The sequence below is a fragment of the Rhodococcus sp. WMMA185 genome (assembly GCF_001767395.1).
In the GTDB taxonomy this organism is placed as follows: Bacteria; Actinomycetota; Actinomycetes; order Mycobacteriales; family Mycobacteriaceae; genus Rhodococcus_F.
The window spans coordinates 1326982-1350563 of record NZ_CP017014.1; the positions used below are offsets into that span (position 1 = coordinate 1326982).

Consider the following 23582-nt stretch of genomic DNA (forward strand, 5'->3'; position numbering starts at 1 on the left):
GACGTCCCACCGATGACAATTGAACGAGGAGCTTTCCCGATGCCGGTTCCATCCAAGGAGAGGGTGACGGAGCTCATCTCCGATCTAGTTCAAGGCCAAGGCTACGACGTGGAGGATGTCGCCGTCACTTTGGCGGGACGGCACAGCGCGGTTCGGATCATGGTGGACAGCGACTCCGGACTCCAACTTGACGCGGTCGCGAAGTTGAGTCACGAAATTTCCGAAGTCTTCGATTCGGTCTCCGATTTCGGCGAGTCCCCGTACACGCTCGAGGTCACCTCTCCCGGCATCGACCGACCACTAACTCACGAGCGGCACTGGCGCAGGGCCCGTGGCCGGAAGGCGCGCATCGACCTCGCGCACGAGACGGTGGTGGGCCGGATCGGCGCGGTCGACGGTGGATCGGTATCGGTGGTAGTCGGTTCGCGTACGGGCCTCGACATTCGCCGTGTCCAGATCCGTGACGTTCACAAAGCTGTTGTGCAGGTGGAGTTCTCGAAACCCGATCCACGAGAGTTGGAGCTGGCCGGGGGAATTCCCGAGGGCCGCGTGGCGCCCGCGGATACAGAGGCGTCGGACGATGGAGAAGTAGAGGAGTTGGACAAGTGAATATCGACATCAAGGAGTTGCGCGCCATCGAGGCGGACAAAGGCATCTCGATCGAGACGGTCATCTCGACCCTTCAGACGGCCCTGCTGACTGCCTATCGGCACACCGAAGGGCATCAGGCGCATGCGAGGATCGATGTGGATACCAAGAGTGGCGTCGTGCGTGTGATGGCGCACGATGTCGACTCCGAGGGGAACATGATCGGGGAGGAGTGGGACGACACTCCGGAAGGATTCGGGCGGATCGCCGCGACCACCGCCCGTCAGGTCATCCTCCAGCGTCTACGCGACGCCGAGCACGAACGCAGCTTCGGTGAATACGTCACGCACGAAGGTGAGATCGTCGGTGGCGTCGTGCAGCGCGACTCGCGGGCCAACTCCCGCGGGATGGTCGTGGTGCGGATCGGCAGCGAGGCGGCCGGGGCAGAAGGGCTGATACCGCCGGCGGAACAAGTCCCCGGTGAGAACTACGAGCACGGCGAGCGGCTCAAGTGCTACGTAGTCGGTGTAGCCCGCGGCCAACGTGGACCGCAGATCACGTTGTCGCGTACCCACCCGAACCTCGTCAGGAAGCTGTTCGCGCTCGAGGTCCCGGAAATCGCAGACGGTTCCGTGGAGATTGTCGCCGTCGCCCGCGAGGCCGGGCACCGGTCGAAGATCGCGGTTCAGTCCCGAGTTCAGGGGTTGAATGCGAAGGGTGCCTGCATCGGCCCGATGGGGCAACGCGTGCGCAACGTGATGAGTGAACTCGCCGGTGAGAAGATCGACATCATCGACTTCGACGATGACCCAGCCCAGTTCGTCGCCAACGCGCTGTCGCCGTCCAAGGTGGTCTCCGTCACTGTCGTGGACGCTCAGGCGCGGGCTGCGCGTGTGGTCGTCCCGGACTTCCAGTTGTCGCTGGCAATCGGCAAAGAGGGGCAAAATGCCCGTCTTGCTGCGCGCTTGACGGGATGGCGAATCGACATTCGCAGTGACGCCGCTCCGGGCCCGGATGCGGCTGACGGACCCGCAGCGACCAGCCATTGAGTCGGGAATGCGGAGATCGGGGCGAGTCGGCGGTACAGTGGTCAATGGTTCAGCATGAGCTTCCCGATCCTGCGCGCGTGCGCCCCGGTTCGCCGGTGCGTACTTGCATAGGATGTAGAGAGCGCGCGCTGGCTGTCGATCTACTCAGGGTCGTGGTAGGTGAAAGCGGGCCGAAAGGCCACGTACTCACCCCGGACCCGAGGCGCAGGCTTCCCGGACGAGGTGCGTGGTTGCACCCCGACCAGGCTTGCTTGAGTCTCGCGGAACGACGCCGAGCCTTCGGCAGAGCACTACGGGTATCCGGCAGTCTCGACACGTCAGTCGTCGATCATTGGATACTGGCAGGGCACACACCCAGAGCAGTACCTCTCGAACAGAACAGGCACAAGCACTCATGAGCACACCGTGAAGCACCAGCGATGAACGTCCATCGGAGATAACCCGAGGTCGTGCGGACCCCCCTTCGGGGGAGCCTCCTGCTCGGCCTCATCAGTGAGGAGAGCAGTGGCAGGCAAGGCCCGCGTGCACGAGTTGGCCAAAGAACTCGGTGTCACAAGTAAAGAACTACTCGCAACGCTCAAGGAGCAGGGCGAGTTCGTCAAGTCGGCGTCCTCCACCGTGGAGGCGCCCGTCGCGCGTCGTCTGAGGGAGTCGTTCCCGTCGGAGACGTCGACGGATGCATCGAAGACGTCGACGGATTCAGCGGCCGCTCCGGCGGCCAAGCCGGGTGCGGCCGCGCCGAGCGCCCGGGCTACCTCCGCGAAGCCGGGTGCACCCCGGCCCGGTCCCAAGCCCGCACCGCGGACACCGGCTGCCCCCGCGACTCCTGCGGCTACATCTGAGGCGCAAGCTCCGGCTGCGCCTGCAGCGAGCGCTGCAACTCCGGCGGCACCGGCTTCGAGTGCCCCCAAGCCCGGTCGTCCCACGCCTGCGAAACCCGCACCCCCGGCGGCGCCCACGCCTCCGACTGCGGCAAAACCCGCGCCCCCGGCGGCACCCACGCCCTCGGCAGCGCCGAAACCCGCACCCCCTGCCGCTTCGGCTCCTCCGTCCACGGGCGCCAAGCCTGGTGGCCCACGCCCGGGACCGAAGCCTCCGCGCATCGGGAACAACCCGTATTCCTCGGCCCCGGCCGAACGCCCGGCCCCTCGCCCCGCTCCGGGTCAGGGTGGTCCTCGTCCGACTCCGGGTCAGGGTGGTCCTCGTCCGACTCCGGGTCAGGGTGGTCCCCGTCCGACTCCGGGTCAGGGTGGTCCTCGTCCGACTCCGGGTCAGGGTGGTCCTCGTCCGACTCCGGGTCAGGGTGGTCCCCGTCCGAGCCCGGGCTCGATGCCTCCCCGCCCCAACCCGGGCGCGATGCCGGCCAGGTCGGCGCGCCCGGCCCCTGGCGGCCGTTCCGGTCGTCCAGGTGGAGCTCCCGGCGGTCGTCCGGGCGGCGGTGGATACCGCGGCGGCGGTGCCCCCGGTGCGGGTGCTGGAGCCCCTGGTGGCGGCGCTCCCGCAGGTGGATTCCGCGGTCGTCCCGGTGGCGGTGGACGCCCCGGCCAGCGTGGTGCCGCGGCCGGAGCATTCGGCCGTCCCGGTGGCGCCCCGCGCCGCGGTCGCAAGTCGAAGCGGCAGAAGCGTCAGGAATACGATTCGATGCAGGCGCCCGCTGTCGGCGGTGTGCGGTTGCCCCGTGGCAACGGCGAGACCATTCGCCTAGCTCGCGGTGCTTCCCTGTCCGACTTCGCGGAGAAGATCGACGCGAATCCGGCAGCATTGGTGCAGGCGCTGTTCAACCTCGGCGAGATGGTGACGGCGACGCAGTCGGTCAACGACGAGACACTCGAGCTGCTCGGCAGTGAGATGAACTACGTCGTCCAGGTGGTGAGCCCCGAGGACGAAGACCGGGAACTGCTCGACAGCTTCGATCTCACCTACGGCGAGGACGTGGGCGGCGAAGAGGACCTCGAGTCCCGCCCGCCGGTGGTCACCGTCATGGGCCACGTCGACCACGGTAAGACCAGGCTGCTCGATACGATCCGCAAGGCCAACGTCCGCGAGGCCGAGGCGGGCGGTATCACCCAGCACATCGGTGCCTACCAGGTGCTCACGGAGCTCGACGGCAGCGAGCGTCTCGTGACGTTCATCGACACCCCCGGTCACGAAGCCTTTACGGCCATGCGTGCCCGCGGTGCCAAGGCCACCGACCTCGCGATCCTGGTCGTCGCCGCCGACGACGGCGTCATGCCGCAGACGGTGGAAGCGATCAACCACGCCCAAGCGGCCGACGTGCCGATCGTGGTGGCGGTCAACAAGATCGACAAGGAGGGCGCCAACCCGGCCAAGATCCGGCAGCAGCTCACCGAGTACGGGCTGGTCACCGAGGAGTACGGCGGAGACACCATGTTCGTCGACATCTCGGCGAAGCAGGGCACCAACATCGACGCACTCCTCGAAGCTGTTCTGCTGACAGCGGATGCAGCCCTGGACCTGCGAGCGAATCCCGACATGGATGCTCAGGGTGTGGCCATCGAGGCGCACCTCGACCGTGGCCGCGGTCCCGTCGCGACCGTGCTGATCCAGCGCGGAACGCTACGGGTCGGCGACTCGATCGTCGCCGGCGACGCATACGGTCGTGTGCGTCGCATGGTCGACGAGCACGGCGACGACGTCCTCGAGGCGCTGCCTTCCCGCCCGGTCCAGGTGGTCGGCTTCACGTCGGTTCCCGGAGCAGGCGACAACCTGCTTGTGGTCGACGAAGACCGAATCGCCCGTCAGATCGCCGACCGGCGCAATGCGCGCAAGCGCAACGCACTGGCTGCGAGGAGTCGTAAGCGCATCAGCCTCGAGGATCTGGATTCGGCTCTCAAGGAGACGTCACAGCTCAACCTCATCCTCAAGGGCGACAACTCGGGAACCGTCGAGGCCTTGGAGGAGGCCCTGCACGGCATCGAGATCGACGACGAGGTGCAGTTGCGCGTCATCGACCGCGGTGTCGGTGGGGTCACCGAGACCAACGTCAACCTGGCCGCTGCGTCGAACGCGATCATCATCGGGTTCAACGTCCGTGCCGAGGGCAAGGCGACCGAGTTGGCGAACCGCGAGGGCGTCGACATCCGGTACTACTCGGTGATCTACCAGGCTATCGACGAGGTCGAGAAGGCCCTCAAAGGCATGCTCAAGCCGATCTACGAAGAGGTCGAATTGGGCAAGGCGGAGATCCGTGCGATGTTCCGTTCCTCCAAGGTCGGCAACATCGCTGGTTGCCTCGTCACTTCGGGGATCGTCCGTCGCAACGCGAAGGCCAGGCTGCTCCGTGACAGCACGGTGGTTGCCGAGACCGTCACCATTTCCTCGCTCAAGCGGGAGAAGGACGACGCGGTCGAGGTGCGCGAGGGCTACGAGTGCGGTTTGACGCTCACCTACTCCGATATCAAGGTCGGCGACGTCATCGAGGTCTACGAGCTTCGGGAAAAGCCGCGTGACTAGTCGCCACTAGTCTGAGGTGGCCCACTAGTCTCAGGCGGAAGTGTCGTCGAAGTGTGCGCTTCCCCGGCCGATCGATCGGCCGGGGAAGCGCACACCTCCCGAAGGAGGAACTTTTGTACGTCGGTGCGCTCGAGCTCGACATTTTGCTCGGTGACGTGCGATCTCTGAAAGAGAAGCGTGCAATGGTCAAACCGGTTCTGGCCGAGCTGCGCCGTTACGGTGTTGCGGCTGCCGAGACTGGGGAGCAGGACAGGTTCCGACGGTCGATGCTCGGCGTGTCGATGGTGAGTTCGGCGGTCGATCACATCCACGAGGTGCTCGACACATGTGAACGGCACGTCGCCGAGTTGCCGGAACTGCAACTCCTTGCCGTCCGTCGAAGGATTTTCGGCCCCGAGGATTAACCCGGTCACCTTGCCCGCCGCGCCCCACGTGCGATGCGACGTGCAGAATGAACTACACAGCCGGACACGTAACTTCACATTTCATCGAGTGGCCAGGGAGAGGAGTCTGATTGTCATGGTGGATCCCGCCCGGGCACGCAAACTCGCCAAACGTATCGGCACCATCGTCGCGACCGCGATCGATCACGAAATCAAGGACCCCAGACTCGAGTTCGTCACCATTACCGATACGAAGGTGACCGCCGACCTTCACGACGCCACGGTGTACTACACCGTCATGGGAGCCGATCTCGATACCGAACCGGATCTAGTGACTGCGGCGGCCGGTTTGGAGAAGGCGAAGGGGGTTCTGCGCTCCAAAGTGGGTGCAGGCACAGGTGTCAGGTTCACACCGACGTTGAAGTTTGTCGCCGACACGGTCCCCGACACGGCCCGTCACATGGAGGAACTCCTCGCTCGTGCCCGGGCCGCCGATGAGGAAGTCGCGCGGGCGGCAGCCGGAGCGACTCCGGCGGGAGACCCGGACCCGTACAAGGAGCCTCGGGTCGAGGACGGAGACGACGTCGACGCGCCGTCCGGTTCCCGCCGAGCGGACTGATACCGACCGACATGACCAATATCCAGGAGACGTCGGCGTCCGAGTTGAGTCACCGCGAGGTGCAGTTGCCGCAGGCGATCGCCCGTCTCGAGAACGCAACGTCGGCAACGATTCTGTGCCATGTCCAACCGGATGCCGACACGATCGGGAGCGGGCTCGCCCTGGCGCTGGTGCTCGAGCGCAAGGGAATCCCGGTGCAGGTCGCGTTCGGTGCACCGGACGAGTTGCCCGAGTCGATGCGTGAGTTTCCGGGTACCCACCTGCTGGTTCCGGCAAGTCAGGTGCGCCGCAACGTCGATCTGCTGGTCACCATGGACTGCGGCAGCGCGGGGCGTCTCGGCAAGCTCGCCGATCGTCTGGAGAACGCGGGTGAGACGCTGGTGATCGACCACCATCGATCCAACACGCGGTTCGGAAACATGAACCTGATCGATGACTCGGCCGAGTCGACCACTGCTGTCGTGGCACAGATGTTCGACTTGTGGGGCGTGGACATCGACGCCGATCTCGCGCACTGTCTGTATGCCGGCTTGGTAACGGACACCGGTTCGTTCCGCTGGGTACAGCCCGGCACGCACACTCTCGCCGAAAGGCTTCTCGACACCGGCATCGACGGTGCTCGTATCGCCCGGCGCCTCCTCGACACCCATCCCTTCGGCTGGTTGCCCATGCTTTCGGAGGTGCTCGCGTCGGCGACTCTCATGCCCGAAGCGGCAGGGGGACGCGGACTGGTTTTCGCGGTCATTCGGCAGGCCGACATCGGGGACCTCCGCTCCGAGGAGGTCGAGAGTGTCATAGATATCGTCCGGACCACCTCGGAAGCCGAAGTAGCCGCAGTCCTCAAGGAAGCTACAGATGGTAGTTGGAGTGTGTCGCTGCGGTCGAAGTCGGACGTGGACGTCTCTCGCGTAGCCAGGTATCTCGGTGGCGGCGGTCATCGGTTCGCCGCCGGTTACACCTCAACGGGAACATCCAGTGAGATAGTGACGTCGTTGGTCGATTCGCTCGGCTGAAGAGACTTCTCGGCAGATGTCCCGCGGTGACGCCCGGGTTGTCCACGGGGCTGCAGGCCGGGGCCGATCTGCAGTCATGGCACGGATCGAGATGGCCGGGTGGAGAACATGATCGGAAGGGCGGTTGGCGTGACACCCAAATTGATGGCGGTGAGTGACATCCATGTGGGGCATCGTGGAAACCGGCCGATCACCGAGGACATCTACCCGGATTCGCCCGAAGACTGGTTGATCGTCGCGGGCGACGTGTCGGAGAAAACGGACGACATTCGCTGGGCGTTGAAACTCCTACGCAGCCGCTTCGCCCAGGTCATCTGGGTTCCGGGCAACCACGAGCTGTGGACGACGGCGAAGGATCCGGTGCAGATCTACGGCGTTGCCCGCTACGACTACCTCGTCACTATGTGCCGCGAGATCGGCGTCATCACTCCCGAGGACCCGTTCCCGGTGTGGCATGCGGAAGACGGTCCGATCACGCTGGTCCCGATGTTCTTGTTGTACGACTACACGTTCTTGCCCGATGGCGCCCTGACGAAAGAGGAGGGTCTGTCGATCGCCCGCGAGGCGAACGTGGTGGCTACCGACGAATTCTTGCTCTCGAGCGAACCGTATGGAACCCGGGATGCGTGGTGTCGCGCCCGGGTCGAGGCGACTCGGGCACGATTGGATGCTCTGCCCGCTGGGACGCGAACGGTCCTGATCAACCATTTTCCATTGGTGCGTGAGCCGACTCGGGTGCTGTGGTATCCGGAATTCTCGCTGTGGTGTGGCACCGAACTGACCGCAGACTGGCACACGCGTTACGGTGCCGTCTGTGCCGTGTACGGGCACCTGCACATCCCGCGTACCACCTACTACGACGGAGTCCGCTTCGAAGAGGTTTCGCTGGGCTACCCGAGGGAGTGGCAGAGGCGGGGTCTTCCCGACAGGCTGCTGCGGCAGATCTTGCCCGTGCCCGAGTATCCGCCTGGAACATTGAACAAGTGGGGAGGGCACTTCAAGGTAACCCCCGAGCAGGAAGCGGCGGTGGAGAAGATGCGGGCGAGGAGGAACCTGTGATCGAGAGGATCCTGCCGCCCGGTGTCGTGGCCTCGGAGCTGTTCGAGGACCCGCCGGGGCTACGTCCACATCCGCAGGAGGAGGCCCTGATCGGGAGGGCAGTGGAGAAACGGCGTCGAGAGTTCACCAGCGCCCGGCATTGCGCTCGCCTGGCCATGGCGAAGCTGGGGGTCGAACCGGGCCCTATTCTGCGCGGTGACAAGGGTTCCCCGATATGGCCGCGGGGGGTGGTCGGAAGCCTCACTCACTGCGACGGCTATCGCGGAGCTGCGCTCGGCCACTCGATGCAGGTACGGTCCCTGGGAATCGACGCCGAACCACACGAGGCGCTGCCCGACGGCGTATTGGGCGCGATCAGCCTCGAGGTCGAACGCGCATGGCTGTCGGACACCGACGCGTCTGACCGGTGGCGTGCGGATGGCGGCGGCCGGCTACACCGCGACAGGCTGCTGTTCTGTGCGAAGGAGGCCACATACAAAGCGTGGTTCCCGCTCACGCAGCGATGGCTCGGGTTCGAGGACGCGCACATCACCTTCGAATACTCGGGGGACGGCACGGGCACGTTCCACTCGGATCTTCTCATCTCGGGAGAGACCGTTACCGGGCCGCCGTTGGCGTCTTTCGACGGACGGTGGCTGGTCACCGACGGGTTGATCATCACCGCGATCGTCGAAACATAGTCGTTGCTGATTTCGTCGGCACCTTGCAGTGGGGCGGGGAGGGCCGACTGGCAGAATCTCTGCTCGTGTCTGCGCGTGAAAAGCCCTCTTCCGGTCTCGTCGGTGCCGGACTGCTCATCGTCGACAAGGACGCGGGAATCACCAGCCACGACGTGGTGGCCCGATGTCGGAAGCTGCTCGATACCCGAAAGGTCGGCCACGCCGGCACTCTCGACCCGATGGCCACCGGAGTTCTGCTCCTGGGAGTGGAGCGGGCAACGAAGATGCTCGGGCTTCTTGCGTTGACAACGAAGGCGTACACCGCCACGATCCGATTGGGGCAGGCCACCACCACCGACGACGCTGAAGGCGAGACCGTCGCCGAAGCCGATGCCTCCGGCGTGACCGACGAGGAGATCGCCGCCGCGGTGGATGCGCAAACCGGGGACATCCGCCAGATTCCCTCGAGTGTCAGTGCGATAAAGGTGGACGGAAGGCGAGCGCATGCGCTGATCCGAGCGGGCGAGGCGGTCGAACTCGACGCCCGGCCGGTCACGGTGTCGCGGTTCGATGTCGTCTCCAGGCGTACGGAGGGAACGTTCGTCGACCTCGACGTCGAGGTGGAGTGCTCCTCCGGGACATATGTGCGGGCGCTGGCGCGCGATCTCGGTATTGCGCTGATAGGCGTCGGCGGACATCTGACCTCACTGCGTCGAACTCGTGTCGGACCTTTCACGCTCGAGCACGCATGCACCCTCGAGCAACTGGCGAAGGAGCCGAGGGTGAGCCTCGACATCGACGCCGCCGCGCAGACCGCGTTCCCGCACCGGCAGATCGATGCGGACGAGGCCGAATCGATAAGTCAGGGCCGGTGGCTCGAACCGATCGGAATCAAAGGCGTCTATGCCGCCATCGACCCGCGTGGGCACACGATCGCCCTGCTCCAGGAGCGAGGAAAACGCGCCAGCTCCGTCATGGTGGTGCGGCCCGCGACCTTGAGGTAGCTGCTCAGACGAGCCAGATGGCCTGGGCCGCAGGGTTTCCGAGGTCTACGGCCTCGCCCTCGGCGCCGAGCCGGACGCATACGGTGCCCGCGTAGTCGCGTCGCTCCAACATTGTGACGGTGACGTCCAGTGCTACCCCGACCGAGTCGAAATAGCGCAGCATAGCTGGGTCCGAGTCCGAGATTCGGGCGATACGACCGCTCTCGCCGTTCGCGAAATCGCTCAACTGCCGGGCTGCAGGTGCGGGCACAGAGCCGTCCACGGAAGGAATCGGGTCGCCGTGCGGGTCGCGCTCGGGATAACCGAGTTTGGCATCCATTCGGGAGATCATGAGATCCGAGACGGCGTGTTCGAGCACCTCTGCTTCGTCGTGTACCTCGTCCCAGCCGTACCCGAGTTCCTGAACGAGGTACGACTCGATCAGGCGGTGTCTGCGGACCATACCGACCGCGGAGACTCGGCCCGCTTCTGTCAGGGCGATGGACCCGTAGCGGGCGTGATCGACGAGACCCTGGTCGGAGAGTTTCCGGATAGCCTCGGAAACAGTCGATGCGGACACTCCGATCTTCTCGGCGAGGAGTTTTGTGGATACCCGTTCCTGCGACCACTCCTGAATGGTCCAGATGACCTTGAGATAGTCCTGCGCCACCGCCGAGAGCGCCCCGGTCTCGGATGTGGAGGGCTCGGGCACACGCTGGTCATTACTGTTTACTGCCACGTCCACGAGCTTAGGCAAGTCCTACCCATCGGACACATCGACACACATGCTGCGTCATGCCGGGACGGAACTCGGCAGCCGGAAGTGTGAGGTCGCAGCCCACTCGAGGGCCGCGACCGCGGCCGACAACAGGTCCGGGGACGGGCGTCGGAGTGCGGCGACGTAGGCTGCGAGTTGTGCTGAGATGGCGTGGTCTCGACGATGTTCCTGCCGACTGGGGGCGTTGTGTACTCACGATCGGTGTGTTCGACGGCGTGCACCGAGGTCACGCCCAGTTGATCAGTCGAGCGGTGGCGGCTGCTCGGCAACGTGAAATACCCAGCGTGCTCATGACTTTCGATCCACACCCGATGGAGGTCGTTCGTCCGGGTAGTCATCCCGCCCAGCTCACGACGCTCGCCCGCCGCGCAGAGCTCGCGGAAGAGTTGGGCATAGACGTTTTCTGTGTCATGCCGTTCACCCCCGAATTCATGAAGCTGACACCGGAGCGCTACGCCCACGAGGTCCTGGTCGAGCGTCTGCACGTGGCAGAGGTCGTAGTGGGAGAGAACTTCACGTTCGGGAAGAAGGCGGCCGGCAACGTCGACCTCCTTCGCCAGATCGGCAGCCGGTTCGGGTTCGCGGTCGATGGCGTGACACTGGTTGCCGAGCATGCGGTCACATTCTCGTCCACCTACATTCGTTCGTGCGTCGACGCAGGTGACATGGTTGCTGCGACCGAAGCACTGGGGCGCCCACACAGAGTCGAGGGTGTTGTCGTCCACGGAGACGGGCGAGGACGACAACTCGGTTATCCCACCGCCAACGTCGCGCCGCCGATGTTCGCCGCGATTCCCGCGGACGGTGTGTACGCGGCGTGGTTCACGGTGCTCGGGCACGGTGTCGATCTGGGGACGGTGACATCCGGAGAGCGGTACATGGCCGCTGTCTCGGTGGGAACCAACCCCACGTTCTCCGGGCGCACGCGCACGGTTGAAGCGTTCGTCCTCGACCGAGAGGCCGACCTGTACGGGCAGCACGTTGCCGTCGACCTCGTGGAGCGCCTGCGGGGCATGGAAAAGTTCGATTCCGTCGACGATCTCGTCGCTGCCATGGGTAGAGACGCCGAGCGCGTGAGACAGATCCTGACCTCGGCGGGTGACGCGCGGTAAAGTCGCCGCGTTTCGGCTGGTAAAGTGGCGTGCTGGCGTGTGCTGCGGTTCGTGGTGGCCTCGCCGAGTTTCGACCCATGCGCGCGAACGTCATCACCAGGAGTGAACAAGTGGCACTGACCACCGAACAGAAGAAGCAGGTTCTGAGCGAGTACGGCCTGCACGAGACCGACACCGGTTCGCCGGAGGCGCAGGTGGCCATGCTCACCAAGCGCATCGTCGATCTCACCGAACACCTCAAGACGCACAAGCACGACCACCACTCCCGCCGCGGCCTGCTGCTGCTGGTCGGACGACGTCGTCGCCTGCTCAAGTACGTCCAGAAGGTCGACATCGAGCGTTACCGCTCGCTGATCGAGCGCCTCGGACTGCGTCGCTGAGTAAAGAAGACACGGCGATCGTTCGATCGCTGATCACTCCGATAGCCAGCGAGGCCTTGCCTAAACTGGGCCTCGCTGGCTATCGGCGTAGAGCTGCAGAGGGCAGCGCTACCGTACGCACCTGAGCTTGTGGTGTCGGTCTTCGGTAGTGGTTTTCCGGACCCGGTCCGGGGGACTTCGATCGACGACCGCCTCCGCAGAGCGGCATCCCGAATATTGAGAGGGGGATGTTCCTCGAGGTGCGCAGTTCTCGCCAGGAGGGCGAGAACGCCCGCGCGGGTACGGCGAAGACGAGAGGGAAGTGAAGAGAAGAGATGACACAAGATTCCGCAGTAGAGGTCGATGAGGGCGTGTACGAATCCACCGCCGTGATCGACAACGGGTCCTTCGGTACCCGCACCATTCGTTTCGAGACCGGGCGCCTCGCACAGCAGGCCGCCGGAGCTGTCGTTGCGTACCTGGACGACGAGACCATGCTGCTGTCCGCCACGAGCGCCAGCAAACACCCCAAGGAACACTTCGACTTCTTCCCGCTGACCGTGGATGTCGAGGAGCGGATGTACGCAGCGGGCCGGATTCCCGGCTCGTTCTTCCGTCGCGAGGGCCGTCCCTCCACGGACGCCATCCTCACCTGCCGACTGATCGACCGTCCGCTGCGCCCGTCGTTCGTCGACGGTCTGCGCAACGAGATCCAGGTCGTCGTCACGGTGATGAGCCTGAACCCGCAGGACCTGTACGACGTGGTCGCTATCAATGCCGCGTCCGCCTCCACGCAGATCGCCGGACTGCCCTTCTCCGGCCCCGTCGGCGGTGTGCGGGTAGCGCTCATCACATCGGAGGAGAACAAGGCGGGCCAGTGGGTCGCATTTCCCACCACCTCGCAGCTCGAGAACGCCGTCTTCGACATGGTCGTCGCCGGTCGTATCGTTTCCGGCAGCGGTGACGGCGCCGACGTTGCGATCATGATGGTCGAGGCAGAGGCCACCGACAACGTGATCTCCATGATCGATGGCGGAGCGCAGGCGCCCACCGAGGCGATCGTGGCGGAAGGCCTCGAAGCGGCCAAGCCGTTCATCGCTCGCCTGTGCACCGCTCAGCAGCAGCTCGCAGCCAAGGCAGCGAAGCCCACCGGTGAGTTCCCCGTATTCCCGGCATATCAGGACGATGTCTTCGCAGCTGTCGAGGCCGCCGCGGCCGAGAAGCTGAGCGCTGCTCTGACGATCGCGGGCAAGCAGGAGCGCGACGACAAGACCGACGAGGTCAAGGTCGAGGTCCTCGAGGAGGTTGCCTCGAACTTCGAGGGCCGGGAGAAGGAGATCGGCGCGGCGTTCCGGTCGCTGACCAAGAAGTTGGTGCGGCAGCGCATCCTGAGGGACCAGTTCCGCATCGACGGCCGTGGCATCGCGGACATCCGCTCACTGTCGGCGGAGGTTGCCCTCGTTCCGCGAGCACACGGGTCGGCACTGTTCGAGCGCGGCGAAACCCAGATCCTGGGTGTCACCACCCTCGACATGGTCAAGATGGCGCAGCAGGTCGATTCGCTGGGCCCTGAAACCAGCAAGCGCTACATGCATCACTACAACTTCCCGCCCTACTCCACCGGTGAGACGGGCCGCGTCGGTTCGCCGAAGCGCCGTGAGATCGGTCACGGAGCGCTGGCTGAGCGGGCACTGATGCCGGTGCTGCCCAGCGTCGAGGAGTTCCCGTATGCGATCCGCCAGGTCTCGGAGGCCCTCAGCTCCAACGGCTCGACGTCGATGGGCTCTGTGTGCGCTTCTACGCTCGCGCTGCTCAACGCTGGGGTACCGCTGAAGGCTCCGGTCGCCGGCATCGCGATGGGCCTGGTGTCCGATCAGGTCGACGGCGAGACCCGCTATGTCGCATTGACCGACATCCTCGGCGCCGAGGATGCATTCGGCGACATGGACTTCAAGGTCGCGGGAACAAAGGACTTCGTCACCGCACTGCAGCTCGACACCAAGCTCGATGGAATTCCGTCGCAGGTGCTCGCCGGCGCGCTCTCACAGGCCAAGGATGCTCGGGCGACGATCCTCGAGGTCATGGCAGAGGCCATCGACAGCCCGGACGAGATGAGTCCCTTCGCGCCGCGGGTGACGGCGATCAAGGTCCCCGTCGACAAGATCGGTGAGGTCATCGGCCCCAAGGGCAAGATGATCAACTCGATCACCGAGGAGACCGGCGCCAACATCTCCATCGAGGACGACGGCACGGTCTACGTCGGTGCCTCTGATGGCCCTTCCGCGCAGGCCGCGATCGACAAGATCAACGCCATCGCCAACCCGCAGCTGCCCAAGGTGGGCGAGCGGTTCCTCGGCACGGTTGTCAAGACCACTGCCTTTGGTGCGTTCGTCTCGCTCCTTCCGGGTCGGGACGGGTTGGTGCACATCTCGAAGTTGGGTAGCGGCAAGCGCATCGCCAAGGTCGAGGACGTCGTGAGCGTCGGCTCGAAGCTGCGTGTCGAGATTGCCGACATCGACAACCGCGGCAAGATCTCACTGGTCCCTGTCGAGGAAGAGGGCGCGGCTCCGGCCGAGCAGGCCGAAGAAGTGACTGCTGAGTAGTAGTTCCCCTCCCAACAACGAACAGGCGGCCCCGCGCGATTCTCGTGCGGGGCCGTCGGTCTCTTTCGCTCATCTGCCGAGATCGGTGTGCACAGATATGTGCGGACCTGCTCGCCGATCCGCGCGATCGGGCATCCGGACGTGCGATCGAAAAGCACGCGGCTGGAAAAGAGCTGGTAGGAACGCTGCTGGCCAATTTCCACACCGGCTGACTTGTTCATCCGGTGTTACATTCGATGGTGTGATCTCAGACGGTGTGGTGTGGCTCGGTCCAGTGGCGAACCTGCGGGAACAGGCCCCGTTACGACAGCCGGTGGCACCGTAGCGTGCGCCCGCAGAGAGGCCGATCTCGGGCGGAGTCGAATCGCAGTCCTGGCGGAGGGGGTGCCCGGGGGGTCCACGACACCCGGACTGCCCGCCTCGAACAAGCAGGTGATCGCCGCACACCGAGACGTGGTCGGTTGGCCGCGTTGCGCGCACCGGTAGCGACCCTGTCGGCGGCGCTGCTCATCACAACCGGAGTCGGGTGGTGGGGCCAATCGAATCTTGCGAGCGGGTTCGCCACATCGGACGCCCTCGGCGCAGATGCACCGAGCTCGAGCGGGGGTTCGACGAACATCTTGTTGATGGGACTCGACTCCCGTAAGGACCAGCAGGGAAACGATCTGCCGCAACAAGTGCTCGACCAACTCCACGCCGGCGACAGCAGTGTCGGCGGCTACAACACCAACACCTTGATCCTCGTGCACATACCCGGGGATGGCGGGAGGCCCACGGCCTTCTCGATTCCGCGTGACGACTACGTCGCCGTCAGCGGGATCCCGGGCAATGACCACGTCAAGATCAAAGAGGCCTATGGGCTGAAGAAGGCTGCTGTCGAAGAGGATTTGCGAGCCCAGGGTGTGACCGACAAGGCCACTCTCGAGACCAGGGGCCGCGAGGCGGGCCGCGCATCCACCCTCGCAACAGTGCGGAACCTTGTCGGCGTTCCGATCGATCGGTTCGCCGAGGTCAATCTGGCAGGGTTCTACGACTTCACCAATGCGCTCGGAGGAGTGGACGTGTGCCTCAACCACGCGGTGCACGACAGCTTTTCCGGTGCCAACTTCCCCGCGGGCGAACAAAGACTCGACGCGGCACAAGCATTGGCGTTCGTTCGTCAACGTCACGGCCTCGAGAACGGTGATCTCGATCGCACACACCGTCAGCAGGCCTTCCTGGTGTCTGTGGCGCACGAGCTCGAGAAGACCGGGACGTTCACCAATATCGGCAAGCTCCGAGCCCTCGTCGAGGCGGCGCAGGAGAATATCGTGTTCTCATCGGGCTGGGATCTCGTCGACTTCGCCCAGCAAGTCGGGAAGATCGCGGGGGATGTCGAGTTCCAGACCCTCCCTGTGGTGCGATACGACGTGATCGACGGACAGGACGTGAACATCGTCGACCCCGTCGAGATCAAATCGATTGTGCGCACCGCCTTCGGAGAAGAGCCGGCGCCTCAGAGCACCACGGCGAAACCGTCGAGCACCGTCGACGTCTTCAACGCCGGTACCGAGGATGGTCTCGCGAGCAGAGTGTCTTCGGTTCTGGGGAGCCACGGATACACCCGTGGAGAGGTCGGGAACGACGAGAACGGGCCGAGCCTGATTTCCTCGATCTCGTACGGATCCGGCGCCGAATCCGACGCCGAGGCCGTGGGCACGCTGCTGGATCTGGCCGCGACCCCCGACTCGGACGTCTCGCCCGGCCGTATTCGGGTCGTCCTCGGATCCGACTTCACCATGCCGGAATCTTCCGCGCAGTCACGGGGTGGGCAAGAGTCCGGGGCGGCGCCGAGTCCGCTCACGTCCTCGTCAGATGCAGATGTTCCGCCCCCACCTGACCAGGGCGGTGTTATCACCGGATACGGTGTGCCGTGCGTCGACTGATCTAAGAGTTCGTTGTGCACCCTGGCCGAGACCAGGCCGCAGATTCGTGCACGGGTGCACCCACGAGTCTGGTGAGCGATGGTCGGACGCCGAGTGTAGAGTTTTGGCGTTCGCAAGACGCCCAGCTTCCGAGGACTGCTGAACCACTTTCATGGCGAAGACTGATCGCAATCGCGCTGCGTTGCTCGCACAAGCACCCAACTTGGCTGAACCCGACACCGGGGTCAGGCGCACTGTGCTTCCCGGCGGGCTCCGGGTAGTCACCGAATACGTCCCAGGCGTCAGATCCGCTTCTGTGGGCATCTGGGTCGGTGTCGGATCTCGCGACGAACAACCCACGGTCGCCGGCGCCGCGCATTTCCTCGAACATCTGCTGTTCAAGGCCACCCCGTCGCGCAGTGCCCTCGACATTGCGCAGGTAATGGACGGCGTCGGGGGAGAGCTCAACGCGTTCACGTCAAAGGAACACACGTGTTTCTACGCGCACGTGCTCGATGACGACCTCGGACTCGCCATCGATCTGGTCAGTGACGTGGTCCTGCGCGGCCGTTGTCTAGCCGCTGATGTCGACGTCGAACGTCAGGTGGTTCTGGAAGAGATCGCGATGCGCGACGACGATCCGGAAGACCTGCTCGGCGACGCCTTCCTGACCGCGCTCTACGGCGACCATCCCGTCGGTCGACCGGTGATCGGCAGTGTCGGGTCCATCGAATCGATGACGAGAAGCCAGCTTCACTCCTTCCACGGTCGCCGCTACAGGCCGCAGCGCATGGTGGTCGCCGTCGCGGGGAACGTCGAGCACGAGTCGACGGTCGAGTTGGTGCGACGCGCATTCGCCGGGCACATCGAGTCGGCGACCGAACCCGCGCCGCGCCGCGCCGGAACGCTGCGTCTACGGACCCAGCCGACCCTCAGCCTGACCAACCGGGACAGCGAACAGGTGCACCTCGCGCTCGGGGTGCGCGCGTTCGGACGCCACGAGCCGCACCGGTGGGCGCTGTCAGTGCTCAACACGGCGGTAGGGGGCGGACTCAGTTCAAGGCTCTTCCAAGAAGTTCGAGAGATCCGGGGGTTGGCGTATTCGGTGTACTCGAGCATCGATACCTTCGCCGACACCGGGGCATTCTCCATCTACGCTGGGTGCCAGCCGGAGAACCTCGGGGAAGTTGCTGCGGTCATTCGTGAGGTGCTGTCCAATGTCGCTTCCGAGGGAATCTCGGACGCAGAGTGTGCACGCGCCAAGGGATCATTGCGGGGCGGCCTGGTCCTAGGACTCGAGGATTCGGGCTCTCGGATGCATCGCATCGGCCGGAGTGAACTGAATTACGGCAGTCATCGCAGCATCACCGAGACTCTGGCCAAGATCGATGCTGTCACGCCAGAAGAGGTTCGCGACGTCGCGAGGCTGCTCCTGAAACGTTCGTTCGGGGCCGCCGTGGTCGGACCGTATCGGCGCAAGCGAGACCTTCCCGCCTCGGTACGTGGCATTGTCCGGTAACGCGAATTCGCCGAGCAAGGGGGAGAGCACGAGATGAAGATTCGTGGAGCGGTACTCGAGGAGATCGGCAGACCACGCCCCTACGCTGCGTCCGCGCCCATATCGATCGCAGAACTCGACCTCGAGGAACCACGTGCGGACGAGATCCTCGTCCGGATCGAGGCCGCCGGCCTGTGCCACTCGGATCTGTCCGTTGTCGACGGCAACAGGGTTCGACCGGTCCCGATGCTGCTCGGGCACGAAGCGGCGGGGCGGATCGCGGCACTCGGCGACGGTGTCGACGACCTCACGATCGGCCAGCGGGTCGTCATGACGTTCCTTCCTCGCTGCGGAGAGTGTGAAGGTTGTGCCACCGAAGGCAAGATCCCGTGCGCGGCCGGCAGCAAGGCGAACAACGAGGGAACGCTACTCGGCGGAGGGTCACGGCTGCGGCGTGGCGACGATCTCGTGCGTCATCATCTCGGAGTGTCCGCATTCGCGACGCACGCGGTCGTCAGCAGGCGGTCGGTCGTACCGGTCGGAGACGACGTCCCCGCAGACGTCGCAGCGGTCCTCGGATGCGCAGTTGTCACCGGCGGCGGCGCGGTCCTCAACGAGGCAGGTCCCGTTCAAGGACGAGCGGTCATGGTCATCGGCCTCGGCGGTGTGGGCATGGCAGCGATCCTCACCGCGGTTTCACGCGGCGCCGGGGAGGTGATCGGCGTCGACTCCGTTCCCGAGAAACTCGAAGTCGCACGCGAACTCGGTGCGACTTCCGTCTACACACCCGCCGAGCTAGAGGAGTCGGGCTTGCGGGCACCCATCGTGATCGAGGCTGTGGGAAGTGTACGAGCATTCGAATCCGCTGTCCGCGCAACCGCTCCCGGCGGCAAGACGATCACCGTTGGATTGCCGTCGCCGGATGCGCTCTCATCGATCTCGCCACTGGCGTTGGTGGCCGAGTCCCGCACGATCAGCGGCAGCTATCTCGGGTCTGCGGTTCCGTCGAGAGACATTCCGATCTATGAGGAACTCTGGCGCTCCGGAAAGCTCCCGGTGGAGAAACTCATCTCTTCACGCATTGCCCTCGACGACATCAACCGGGGCATGGACGAACTTGCCGACGGCAACGCGATCCGCCAGATCATCTCTTTCGACTGACCCTGAAGTGCTGGATCCGATAGACGGACGCCCTGTGGGCGCCAACTGGCAATTGCGTAGGCTTTTGGGGCGAATGGTTGCGACTGGACGGAGCGTGGAGAAGTGAGCGCAGCAGTACCCATCAGGGTCGGGGTTCTCGGGGCCAAGGGCAAGGTTGGCCGAGCGATCTGCGAGGCGGTGGGGCAGGCACCCGATCTCGAACTCGTGAACGAGGTGGACCGCGGCGACCGGTTGGAGTCGTTCGTCGAGACCGGCACCCAGGTGGTCGTCGACTTCACCCATCCCGATGTGGTGATGGACAACGTGAATTTCCTCGTCTCCAACGGCATTCATGCGGTTGTGGGGACCACGGGGTTCGATAAGGCCCGACTCGACACGGTGCGGAAGTGGCTGTCGGCGCGGCCCGATGTCGGCGTGCTGATCGCCCCCAACTTCGCGATCGGCGCGGTCCTGTCGATGCGCTTCGCGGAGGCGGCGGCACGGTTCTTCGACTCCGTCGAGGTCATCGAACTGCATCATCCCAACAAGGCGGATGCACCGTCCGGGACTGCGTACCGCACGGCCGCGCTCATCTCGGAGGCTCGGCGCAAGGCAGGTGTCGGCGAAAGTCCCGATGCCACAACCACCGAACTCGAGGGGGCGCGCGGCGCAGACGTGGACGGGGTGCGCGTGCATTCGGTGCGACTGGCCGGGCTCGTCGCCCATCAGGAGGTAATTTTCGGCACCCTGGGGGAGACGCTGACCATCCGTCACGATTCGATGGACCGCAATTCCTTCGCGCCCGGCGTCCTGCTCGGGGTGCGGAAGATCGGCTCGCGGCCGGGCCTGACTGTCGGAATCGACCCCCTCCTCGACCTGTGAGGGAAGGATCGACCAAAACCGTGGTCACGATCGGGCTTCTGGTCGCGGCCTTGGTGTTCTACTTCGTCCTCCTCGGTCAGCGGGGGATCGAGCTGATCCAGGACGGCGGCGGTGCCGCCGTAGGTCTGGGCATCGGCGTCTTGATCCTTCCGGTCCTGGGTGCATGGATCGTCTACGCCACGCTCCGTGCCGGATTCCAGCATCAGTATCTGTCCCGCCGCATCGCGGAGGAGTCGCTGGAATTGGACGTCACCGATCTGCCGAGGCGGCCCTCCGGTCGCATCGAGCGTGACGCCGCGGACGCCTTGTTCCAACAGGTCAAGTCCGAATGGGAAGAGGATCCCGACAATTGGCGGCACTCGTACCGACTCGCCCGCGCCTACGACTACGCCGGCGATCGTGGGCGCGCACGCGAGACGATGCGCCGAGCTGTCGAACTCGAACGCGCCGAGCGCGAAGGCGGCGCTCGGAGTTGAGTGCGGTCGTACGCTAGCGGGTGTGAAGTCACTACTCGTCGTCCAGTGTGTGCCGGGATCAGCGCCGTGAAACGGCTCCTGATCATCCATCACACACCGTCGCCGTTCATGCAGGCCATGTTCGAAGCCGCGGTGTCCGGCGCTACGGACCCAGAGATCGAGGGTGTTGAGGTCGTGCGCCGTGCGGCGCTGGCGGTCACGCCTACCGACGTACTGGAGGCCGATGGCTATCTGCTCGGTACTCCGGCCAACCTCGGGTATATGAGCGGCGCTCTGAAGCACGCGTTCGATGTCGTCTACTACCCATGCCTCGACTCCACGCGCGGGCGACCGTTCGGGCTCTACGTCCACGGCAACGAAGGCACCGAAGGTGCGGAGAGGGGCGTCACGTCGATCACCACCGGGCTCGGTTGGGAGAAGGTCGCCGACTACGTGGTTGTGTCGGGCAAGCCGACCAAAGGCGATCTCGAAGCGTGTTGGGAGCTCGGCGCGACCGTGGCGGCGCGGCTGATGGACTGATCCGCACGAGAGCAATCCGGTCGTCAGACGCGGCAGAGGCCGTCGCTGACGAACAGTACGGCGAGCGGATACAGGCCGAGGGGATGCGTCGTACGTCTGGCATTGTCGGTGTCGGATGGCATGCTGCGAACATGCGTGAGATGACTGCTGCCGCGGCACGGAGAGCGGCGCTCTTGGCCCAGGGCTTCGCCGACAAGGAGCCCGCCACGACGCCGACGCGACGGCATGTCCGGTCGGTCCTCGGCCGGATACGGCTGTTCCAGATCGATTCCGTCTCGGTGGCGGTGCGTGCGCACTACATGCCGCTGTTCAGCCGTGTAGGCGAGTACGACCGCGGGTTGGTCGACTCGGCTGCCTGGTCGCACACCACCCGATCGCCGCGCCTACTGACCGAGTACTGGGCGCACGAGGCCGCATTCATTCCGATCGAGGACTGGCCACTGATGCGTTGGCGCATGGAAAGATATCAGCGCGGGCGGCATGCGGGAGAGGCTCGTGTGCTCGACCGCAATCCGACTCTCGCAGCAGATGTGCTGGACGTGATCGGCGCGGTGGGCGCTTGCAGCGCCCGCGACGTGGAGAGGCACCTCGAGGTCGATCAGGTCGGCCGTAAGGGGTCGTGGTGGGATCGCAGCGAGACCAAGATGGTGTGCGAGCAGTTGTTCGCCTCGGGTGCTCTCGCCGTGGACAAGCGGGTTGCGTTCACTCGACACTACGACCTCATCGAGCGTGTTCTGCCGGAATCGGTTCGTGCCGAGCAGGTTCCGATGGAGGATGCGATACGCGGCCTCGTACAGCGATCTGCACGGGCTCTGGGTGTGGCCACCGAATCGGACTTGCGCGACTACTACCGCCTGTCCAGGGCGGAGACGGCACCGGCCATCGAGGATCTCGTCGAGGACGGCGTGCTCGAGCGGGTGAGGGTACGCGGCTGGGACGCACCGGCATTCCGTCACCGCGATGTTCGCGTTCCCCGGCGGGTGGACGCGGCCGTATTGCTGAGTCCGTTCGATCCGCTGGTCTTCTGTCGCCCCAGAACGGAGCGGGTCTTCGATTTCCGCTATCGCCTGGAGATCTACACCCCTGCCCACAAGCGAGTTCACGGATACTACGTTTTCCCGTTCCTGATGGATGGCGAGTTGGTGGCGAGGGTCGATCTCGCGGCGAATCGGCCGTCGAAGGTGCTCGAGGTGCGGTCCGCCTTCGTGGAACCCGGTCAACGCCCGGAGCGCGTGGTGGACGCCCTTCTCCCCGAACTACGAAGGATGGCAGCGTGGTTGGGACTTGACGAGGTCAAGGTGGACGACCGAGGTGACCTCGCCGCCCTCCTCGCGGCCGAGGCGACGCGGCCGTGAGGGCCTGCTCAGCACGATCGCTCGGGCGCTGCTCGGCACGACCGCGAGGAGGGTAAGGGGCTACATGCTCTCGATGAACTTCGTCAGGCCCTTGCTGGCGGTCTCGAGTGCGGTCTTTTGCGCCTTCTTCACGAGGAACCCGGGCAGTGGGATCTTCGGATCGATTGTCAACTCGAAGGTCACCTTCGTGCCCGCACCGGAGCCGGTGAGGACGTACGAGCCGTCCTGCGTGTTCTGCTGAGTACTTTCGACCAGACGCCACGACACCGTGTCGTTACCGCCGAAGGTGTACTCGACCACCTGCTCGTCGTTGATGCCGAGGATCGAGACTTGCATCCGGACGCGGTTGGGGCGGCCGTCTTCGTGCGTGCTCTCGATCGTGACCGACTTGTGCGGGGAGGACCACTCGGGCAGGCGATCCACAGCAGCGATCGCAGCCATTACCGTGGCCGGATCTGCCTTGATTTCGAATTCCTTGGTGCCGGAAACGGCCATATTTTCTCGCTCCTTCGAGCCAGTGGCGACTCTCACCGTGTGGCTGATGCGACGTAATTACATCACCGTTGCGCTTGACGCGCGGAGTGAGTACTCACGTTCAGCTGTCGTCGCGGTCGCGGCTCCGGCGAATCTGGTCTTCGAGGGCGCCTTTGACCGCCTGCGAGACCCAGGAATTGAGTGACACGCCGTTCTGGGACGCGGCTTCTTCCGCCTTCGATTTGATCTGATCCATCAGGCGCAGGGTGACGCGACTGATGTCACCGGTGGCGTCATCGAAGACGGCACCCAGGTCGTCGGTCGTCGAGGTCCGATCGCTCCTGGGCTCGGGCTCGGGTTCGGGTTCGGCGGCTTTGCGGTGTACCTCGACGGCGACCTCAGTCCCGTCCAATCGCACACCAACGGTGCGATTGCCCAGTTCGTTCGACACTTCGCCGGCGAATTCGGTCAGTGCGGACAGCAGGAGCATGCGGGTCGCGGACTCGACGGCGGCTGCGAGAGCCGTTGCCGTCGCCCGGGTCTGCTCGTCGCCCAGCGCGGCTGCCGAGGTCAGGTCGTCTCGTAGCTTGGAGACATAGTTGTCGAGGTTCATGACGTCAGTGTGACGTCATAAGTGACGTCAGTCAAGGAATCT

General features: G+C 64.8%; 23 protein-coding genes. 20 read left to right on the forward strand and 3 right to left on the reverse strand.

Annotation, left to right across the window (positions count from 1 at the left end; all coding sequences use genetic code 11):
- Window positions 1-39: 39 nt before the first annotated feature.
- From rimP to truB, 10 genes are all read left to right on the forward strand, one after another.
- On the forward strand, window positions 40-609 hold the full coding sequence (gene rimP / locus BFN03_RS05980) for a ribosome maturation factor RimP (RefSeq protein WP_070378242.1): 570 nt from the start codon (window positions 40-42) through the stop codon (window positions 607-609).
- Window positions 606-1637, forward strand: a complete 1032-nt coding sequence (gene nusA / locus BFN03_RS05985; RefSeq protein ID WP_070378243.1) for a transcription termination factor NusA — start codon at window positions 606-608, stop codon at window positions 1635-1637. The genes rimP and nusA overlap by 4 nt, the downstream gene beginning before the upstream one ends.
- Window positions 1638-1681: 44 nt before the next feature.
- The gene (locus BFN03_RS20080) at window positions 1682-2035 is read left to right on the forward strand and encodes a YlxR family protein (RefSeq protein ID WP_084385512.1); all 354 of its coding nucleotides are present in this window, start codon (window positions 1682-1684) and stop codon (window positions 2033-2035) included.
- Window positions 2036-2141: 106 nt separating this feature from the next.
- A complete protein-coding gene (gene infB / locus BFN03_RS20085; protein ID WP_084385513.1) occupies window positions 2142-5111 on the forward strand; it encodes a translation initiation factor IF-2 in 2970 nt (989 codons plus the stop codon).
- Between the two features lie 113 nt (window positions 5112-5224).
- Entirely contained in the window at window positions 5225-5515 is a 291-nt protein-coding gene (locus BFN03_RS06000) for a DUF503 domain-containing protein (RefSeq protein ID WP_070380663.1), read from the forward strand.
- 115 nt (window positions 5516-5630) lie between these two features.
- A complete protein-coding gene (gene rbfA, locus BFN03_RS06005) occupies window positions 5631-6113 on the forward strand; it encodes a 30S ribosome-binding factor RbfA (RefSeq protein WP_070378246.1) in 483 nt (160 codons plus the stop codon).
- 11 nt (window positions 6114-6124) lie between these two features.
- On the forward strand, window positions 6125-7126 hold the full coding sequence (locus tag BFN03_RS06010; protein ID WP_070378247.1) for a DHH family phosphoesterase: 1002 nt from the start codon (window positions 6125-6127) through the stop codon (window positions 7124-7126).
- Between the two features lie 129 nt (window positions 7127-7255).
- A complete protein-coding gene (locus tag BFN03_RS06015) occupies window positions 7256-8185 on the forward strand; it encodes a metallophosphoesterase family protein (RefSeq protein ID WP_070380664.1) in 930 nt (309 codons plus the stop codon).
- Window positions 8182-8865 (forward strand): 4'-phosphopantetheinyl transferase Npt, encoded by a 684-nt coding sequence (gene npt / locus BFN03_RS06020; protein ID WP_070378248.1) that lies wholly within the window; start codon window positions 8182-8184, stop codon window positions 8863-8865. Before BFN03_RS06015 ends, npt begins: the two co-directional genes overlap by 4 nt.
- 65 nt (window positions 8866-8930) lie before the next feature.
- Window positions 8931-9848 (forward strand): tRNA pseudouridine(55) synthase TruB, encoded by a 918-nt coding sequence (gene truB, locus BFN03_RS06025; protein WP_070380665.1) that lies wholly within the window; start codon window positions 8931-8933, stop codon window positions 9846-9848.
- A 4-nt stretch (window positions 9849-9852) separates the two neighbouring features.
- Here the strand turns inward: truB and BFN03_RS06030 are convergent, their stop codons facing one another.
- Window positions 9853-10566 carry a metal-dependent transcriptional regulator gene (locus BFN03_RS06030; protein WP_157109564.1) on the reverse strand — a complete coding sequence of 238 codons (714 nt, stop codon included), beginning with the start codon at window positions 10564-10566 and terminating at the stop codon, window positions 9853-9855.
- 176 nt (window positions 10567-10742) lie between these two features.
- Between BFN03_RS06030 and BFN03_RS06035 the strand changes: the two genes are divergently transcribed.
- The 10 genes from BFN03_RS06035 (at window position 10743) to BFN03_RS06080 (ending at window position 22453) form a co-directional block, all read left to right on the forward strand.
- Window positions 10743-11717, forward strand: a complete 975-nt coding sequence (locus tag BFN03_RS06035) for a bifunctional riboflavin kinase/FAD synthetase (RefSeq protein WP_070378250.1) — start codon at window positions 10743-10745, stop codon at window positions 11715-11717.
- A 110-nt stretch (window positions 11718-11827) separates the two neighbouring features.
- Complete coding sequence (gene rpsO, locus BFN03_RS06040) at window positions 11828-12097, forward strand: 30S ribosomal protein S15 (RefSeq protein ID WP_070380666.1); 270 nt, start codon at window positions 11828-11830, stop codon at window positions 12095-12097.
- A 314-nt stretch (window positions 12098-12411) separates the two neighbouring features.
- Window positions 12412-14679, forward strand: a complete 2268-nt coding sequence (locus tag BFN03_RS06045) for a polyribonucleotide nucleotidyltransferase (RefSeq protein ID WP_070378251.1) — start codon at window positions 12412-12414, stop codon at window positions 14677-14679.
- Window positions 14680-15140: 461 nt separating this feature from the next.
- Window positions 15141-16604 carry an LCP family protein gene (locus tag BFN03_RS06050; protein WP_070378252.1) on the forward strand — a complete coding sequence of 488 codons (1464 nt, stop codon included), beginning with the start codon at window positions 15141-15143 and terminating at the stop codon, window positions 16602-16604.
- A gap of 151 nt (window positions 16605-16755) precedes the next feature.
- Window positions 16756-18102, forward strand: a complete 1347-nt coding sequence (locus BFN03_RS06055) for a M16 family metallopeptidase (RefSeq protein ID WP_070378253.1) — start codon at window positions 16756-16758, stop codon at window positions 18100-18102.
- Window positions 18103-18135: 33 nt separating this feature from the next.
- Window positions 18136-19242, forward strand: coding sequence for an alcohol dehydrogenase catalytic domain-containing protein (locus BFN03_RS06060; protein ID WP_070378254.1), 1107 nt, complete (start codon window positions 18136-18138; stop codon window positions 19240-19242).
- 102 nt (window positions 19243-19344) lie between these two features.
- Window positions 19345-20103, forward strand: a complete 759-nt coding sequence (gene dapB / locus BFN03_RS06065) for a 4-hydroxy-tetrahydrodipicolinate reductase (RefSeq protein ID WP_070378255.1) — start codon at window positions 19345-19347, stop codon at window positions 20101-20103.
- On the forward strand, window positions 20100-20579 hold the full coding sequence (locus BFN03_RS06070; RefSeq protein ID WP_070378256.1) for a hypothetical protein: 480 nt from the start codon (window positions 20100-20102) through the stop codon (window positions 20577-20579). Before dapB ends, BFN03_RS06070 begins: the two co-directional genes overlap by 4 nt.
- Before the next feature lie 66 nt (window positions 20580-20645).
- Window positions 20646-21098 (forward strand): flavodoxin family protein, encoded by a 453-nt coding sequence (locus tag BFN03_RS06075; RefSeq protein WP_198163395.1) that lies wholly within the window; start codon window positions 20646-20648, stop codon window positions 21096-21098.
- 131 nt (window positions 21099-21229) lie between these two features.
- Window positions 21230-22453, forward strand: coding sequence for a winged helix-turn-helix domain-containing protein (locus BFN03_RS06080; RefSeq protein ID WP_070380668.1), 1224 nt, complete (start codon window positions 21230-21232; stop codon window positions 22451-22453).
- 60 nt (window positions 22454-22513) lie between these two features.
- Here the strand turns inward: BFN03_RS06080 and BFN03_RS06085 are convergent, their stop codons facing one another.
- A complete protein-coding gene (locus BFN03_RS06085; protein ID WP_070378257.1) occupies window positions 22514-22948 on the reverse strand; it encodes an SRPBCC family protein in 435 nt (144 codons plus the stop codon).
- Between the two features lie 100 nt (window positions 22949-23048).
- Window positions 23049-23540, reverse strand: coding sequence for a toxin-antitoxin system HicB family antitoxin (locus BFN03_RS06090; RefSeq protein ID WP_070378258.1), 492 nt, complete (start codon window positions 23538-23540; stop codon window positions 23049-23051).
- Window positions 23541-23582: the final 42 nt, after the last annotated feature.

Excerpts from the sequence above, each read along its gene's own strand:
- BFN03_RS06010 (WP_070378247.1), top strand. The coding sequence starts at position 6,125 with ATGACCAATATCCAGGAGACGTCGGCGTCCGAGTTGAGTCACCGCGAG.
- BFN03_RS06055 (WP_070378253.1), top strand. The coding sequence starts at position 16,756 with ATGGCGAAGACTGATCGCAATCGCGCTGCGTTGCTCGCACAAGCACCC.
- BFN03_RS06085 (WP_070378257.1), bottom strand. The coding sequence starts at position 22,948 with ATGGCCGTTTCCGGCACCAAGGAATTCGAAATCAAGGCAGATCCGGCC.
- rbfA (WP_070378246.1), top strand. The coding sequence starts at position 5,631 with ATGGTGGATCCCGCCCGGGCACGCAAACTCGCCAAACGTATCGGCACC.
- BFN03_RS06080 (WP_070380668.1), top strand. The coding sequence starts at position 21,230 with ATGCGTGAGATGACTGCTGCCGCGGCACGGAGAGCGGCGCTCTTGGCC.
- BFN03_RS20080 (WP_084385512.1), top strand. The coding sequence starts at position 1,682 with ATGGTTCAGCATGAGCTTCCCGATCCTGCGCGCGTGCGCCCCGGTTCG.
- BFN03_RS06090 (WP_070378258.1), bottom strand. The coding sequence starts at position 23,540 with ATGAACCTCGACAACTATGTCTCCAAGCTACGAGACGACCTGACCTCG.
- rimP (WP_070378242.1), top strand. The coding sequence starts at position 40 with ATGCCGGTTCCATCCAAGGAGAGGGTGACGGAGCTCATCTCCGATCTA.
- BFN03_RS06045 (WP_070378251.1), top strand. The coding sequence starts at position 12,412 with ATGACACAAGATTCCGCAGTAGAGGTCGATGAGGGCGTGTACGAATCC.
- BFN03_RS06060 (WP_070378254.1), top strand. The coding sequence starts at position 18,136 with ATGAAGATTCGTGGAGCGGTACTCGAGGAGATCGGCAGACCACGCCCC.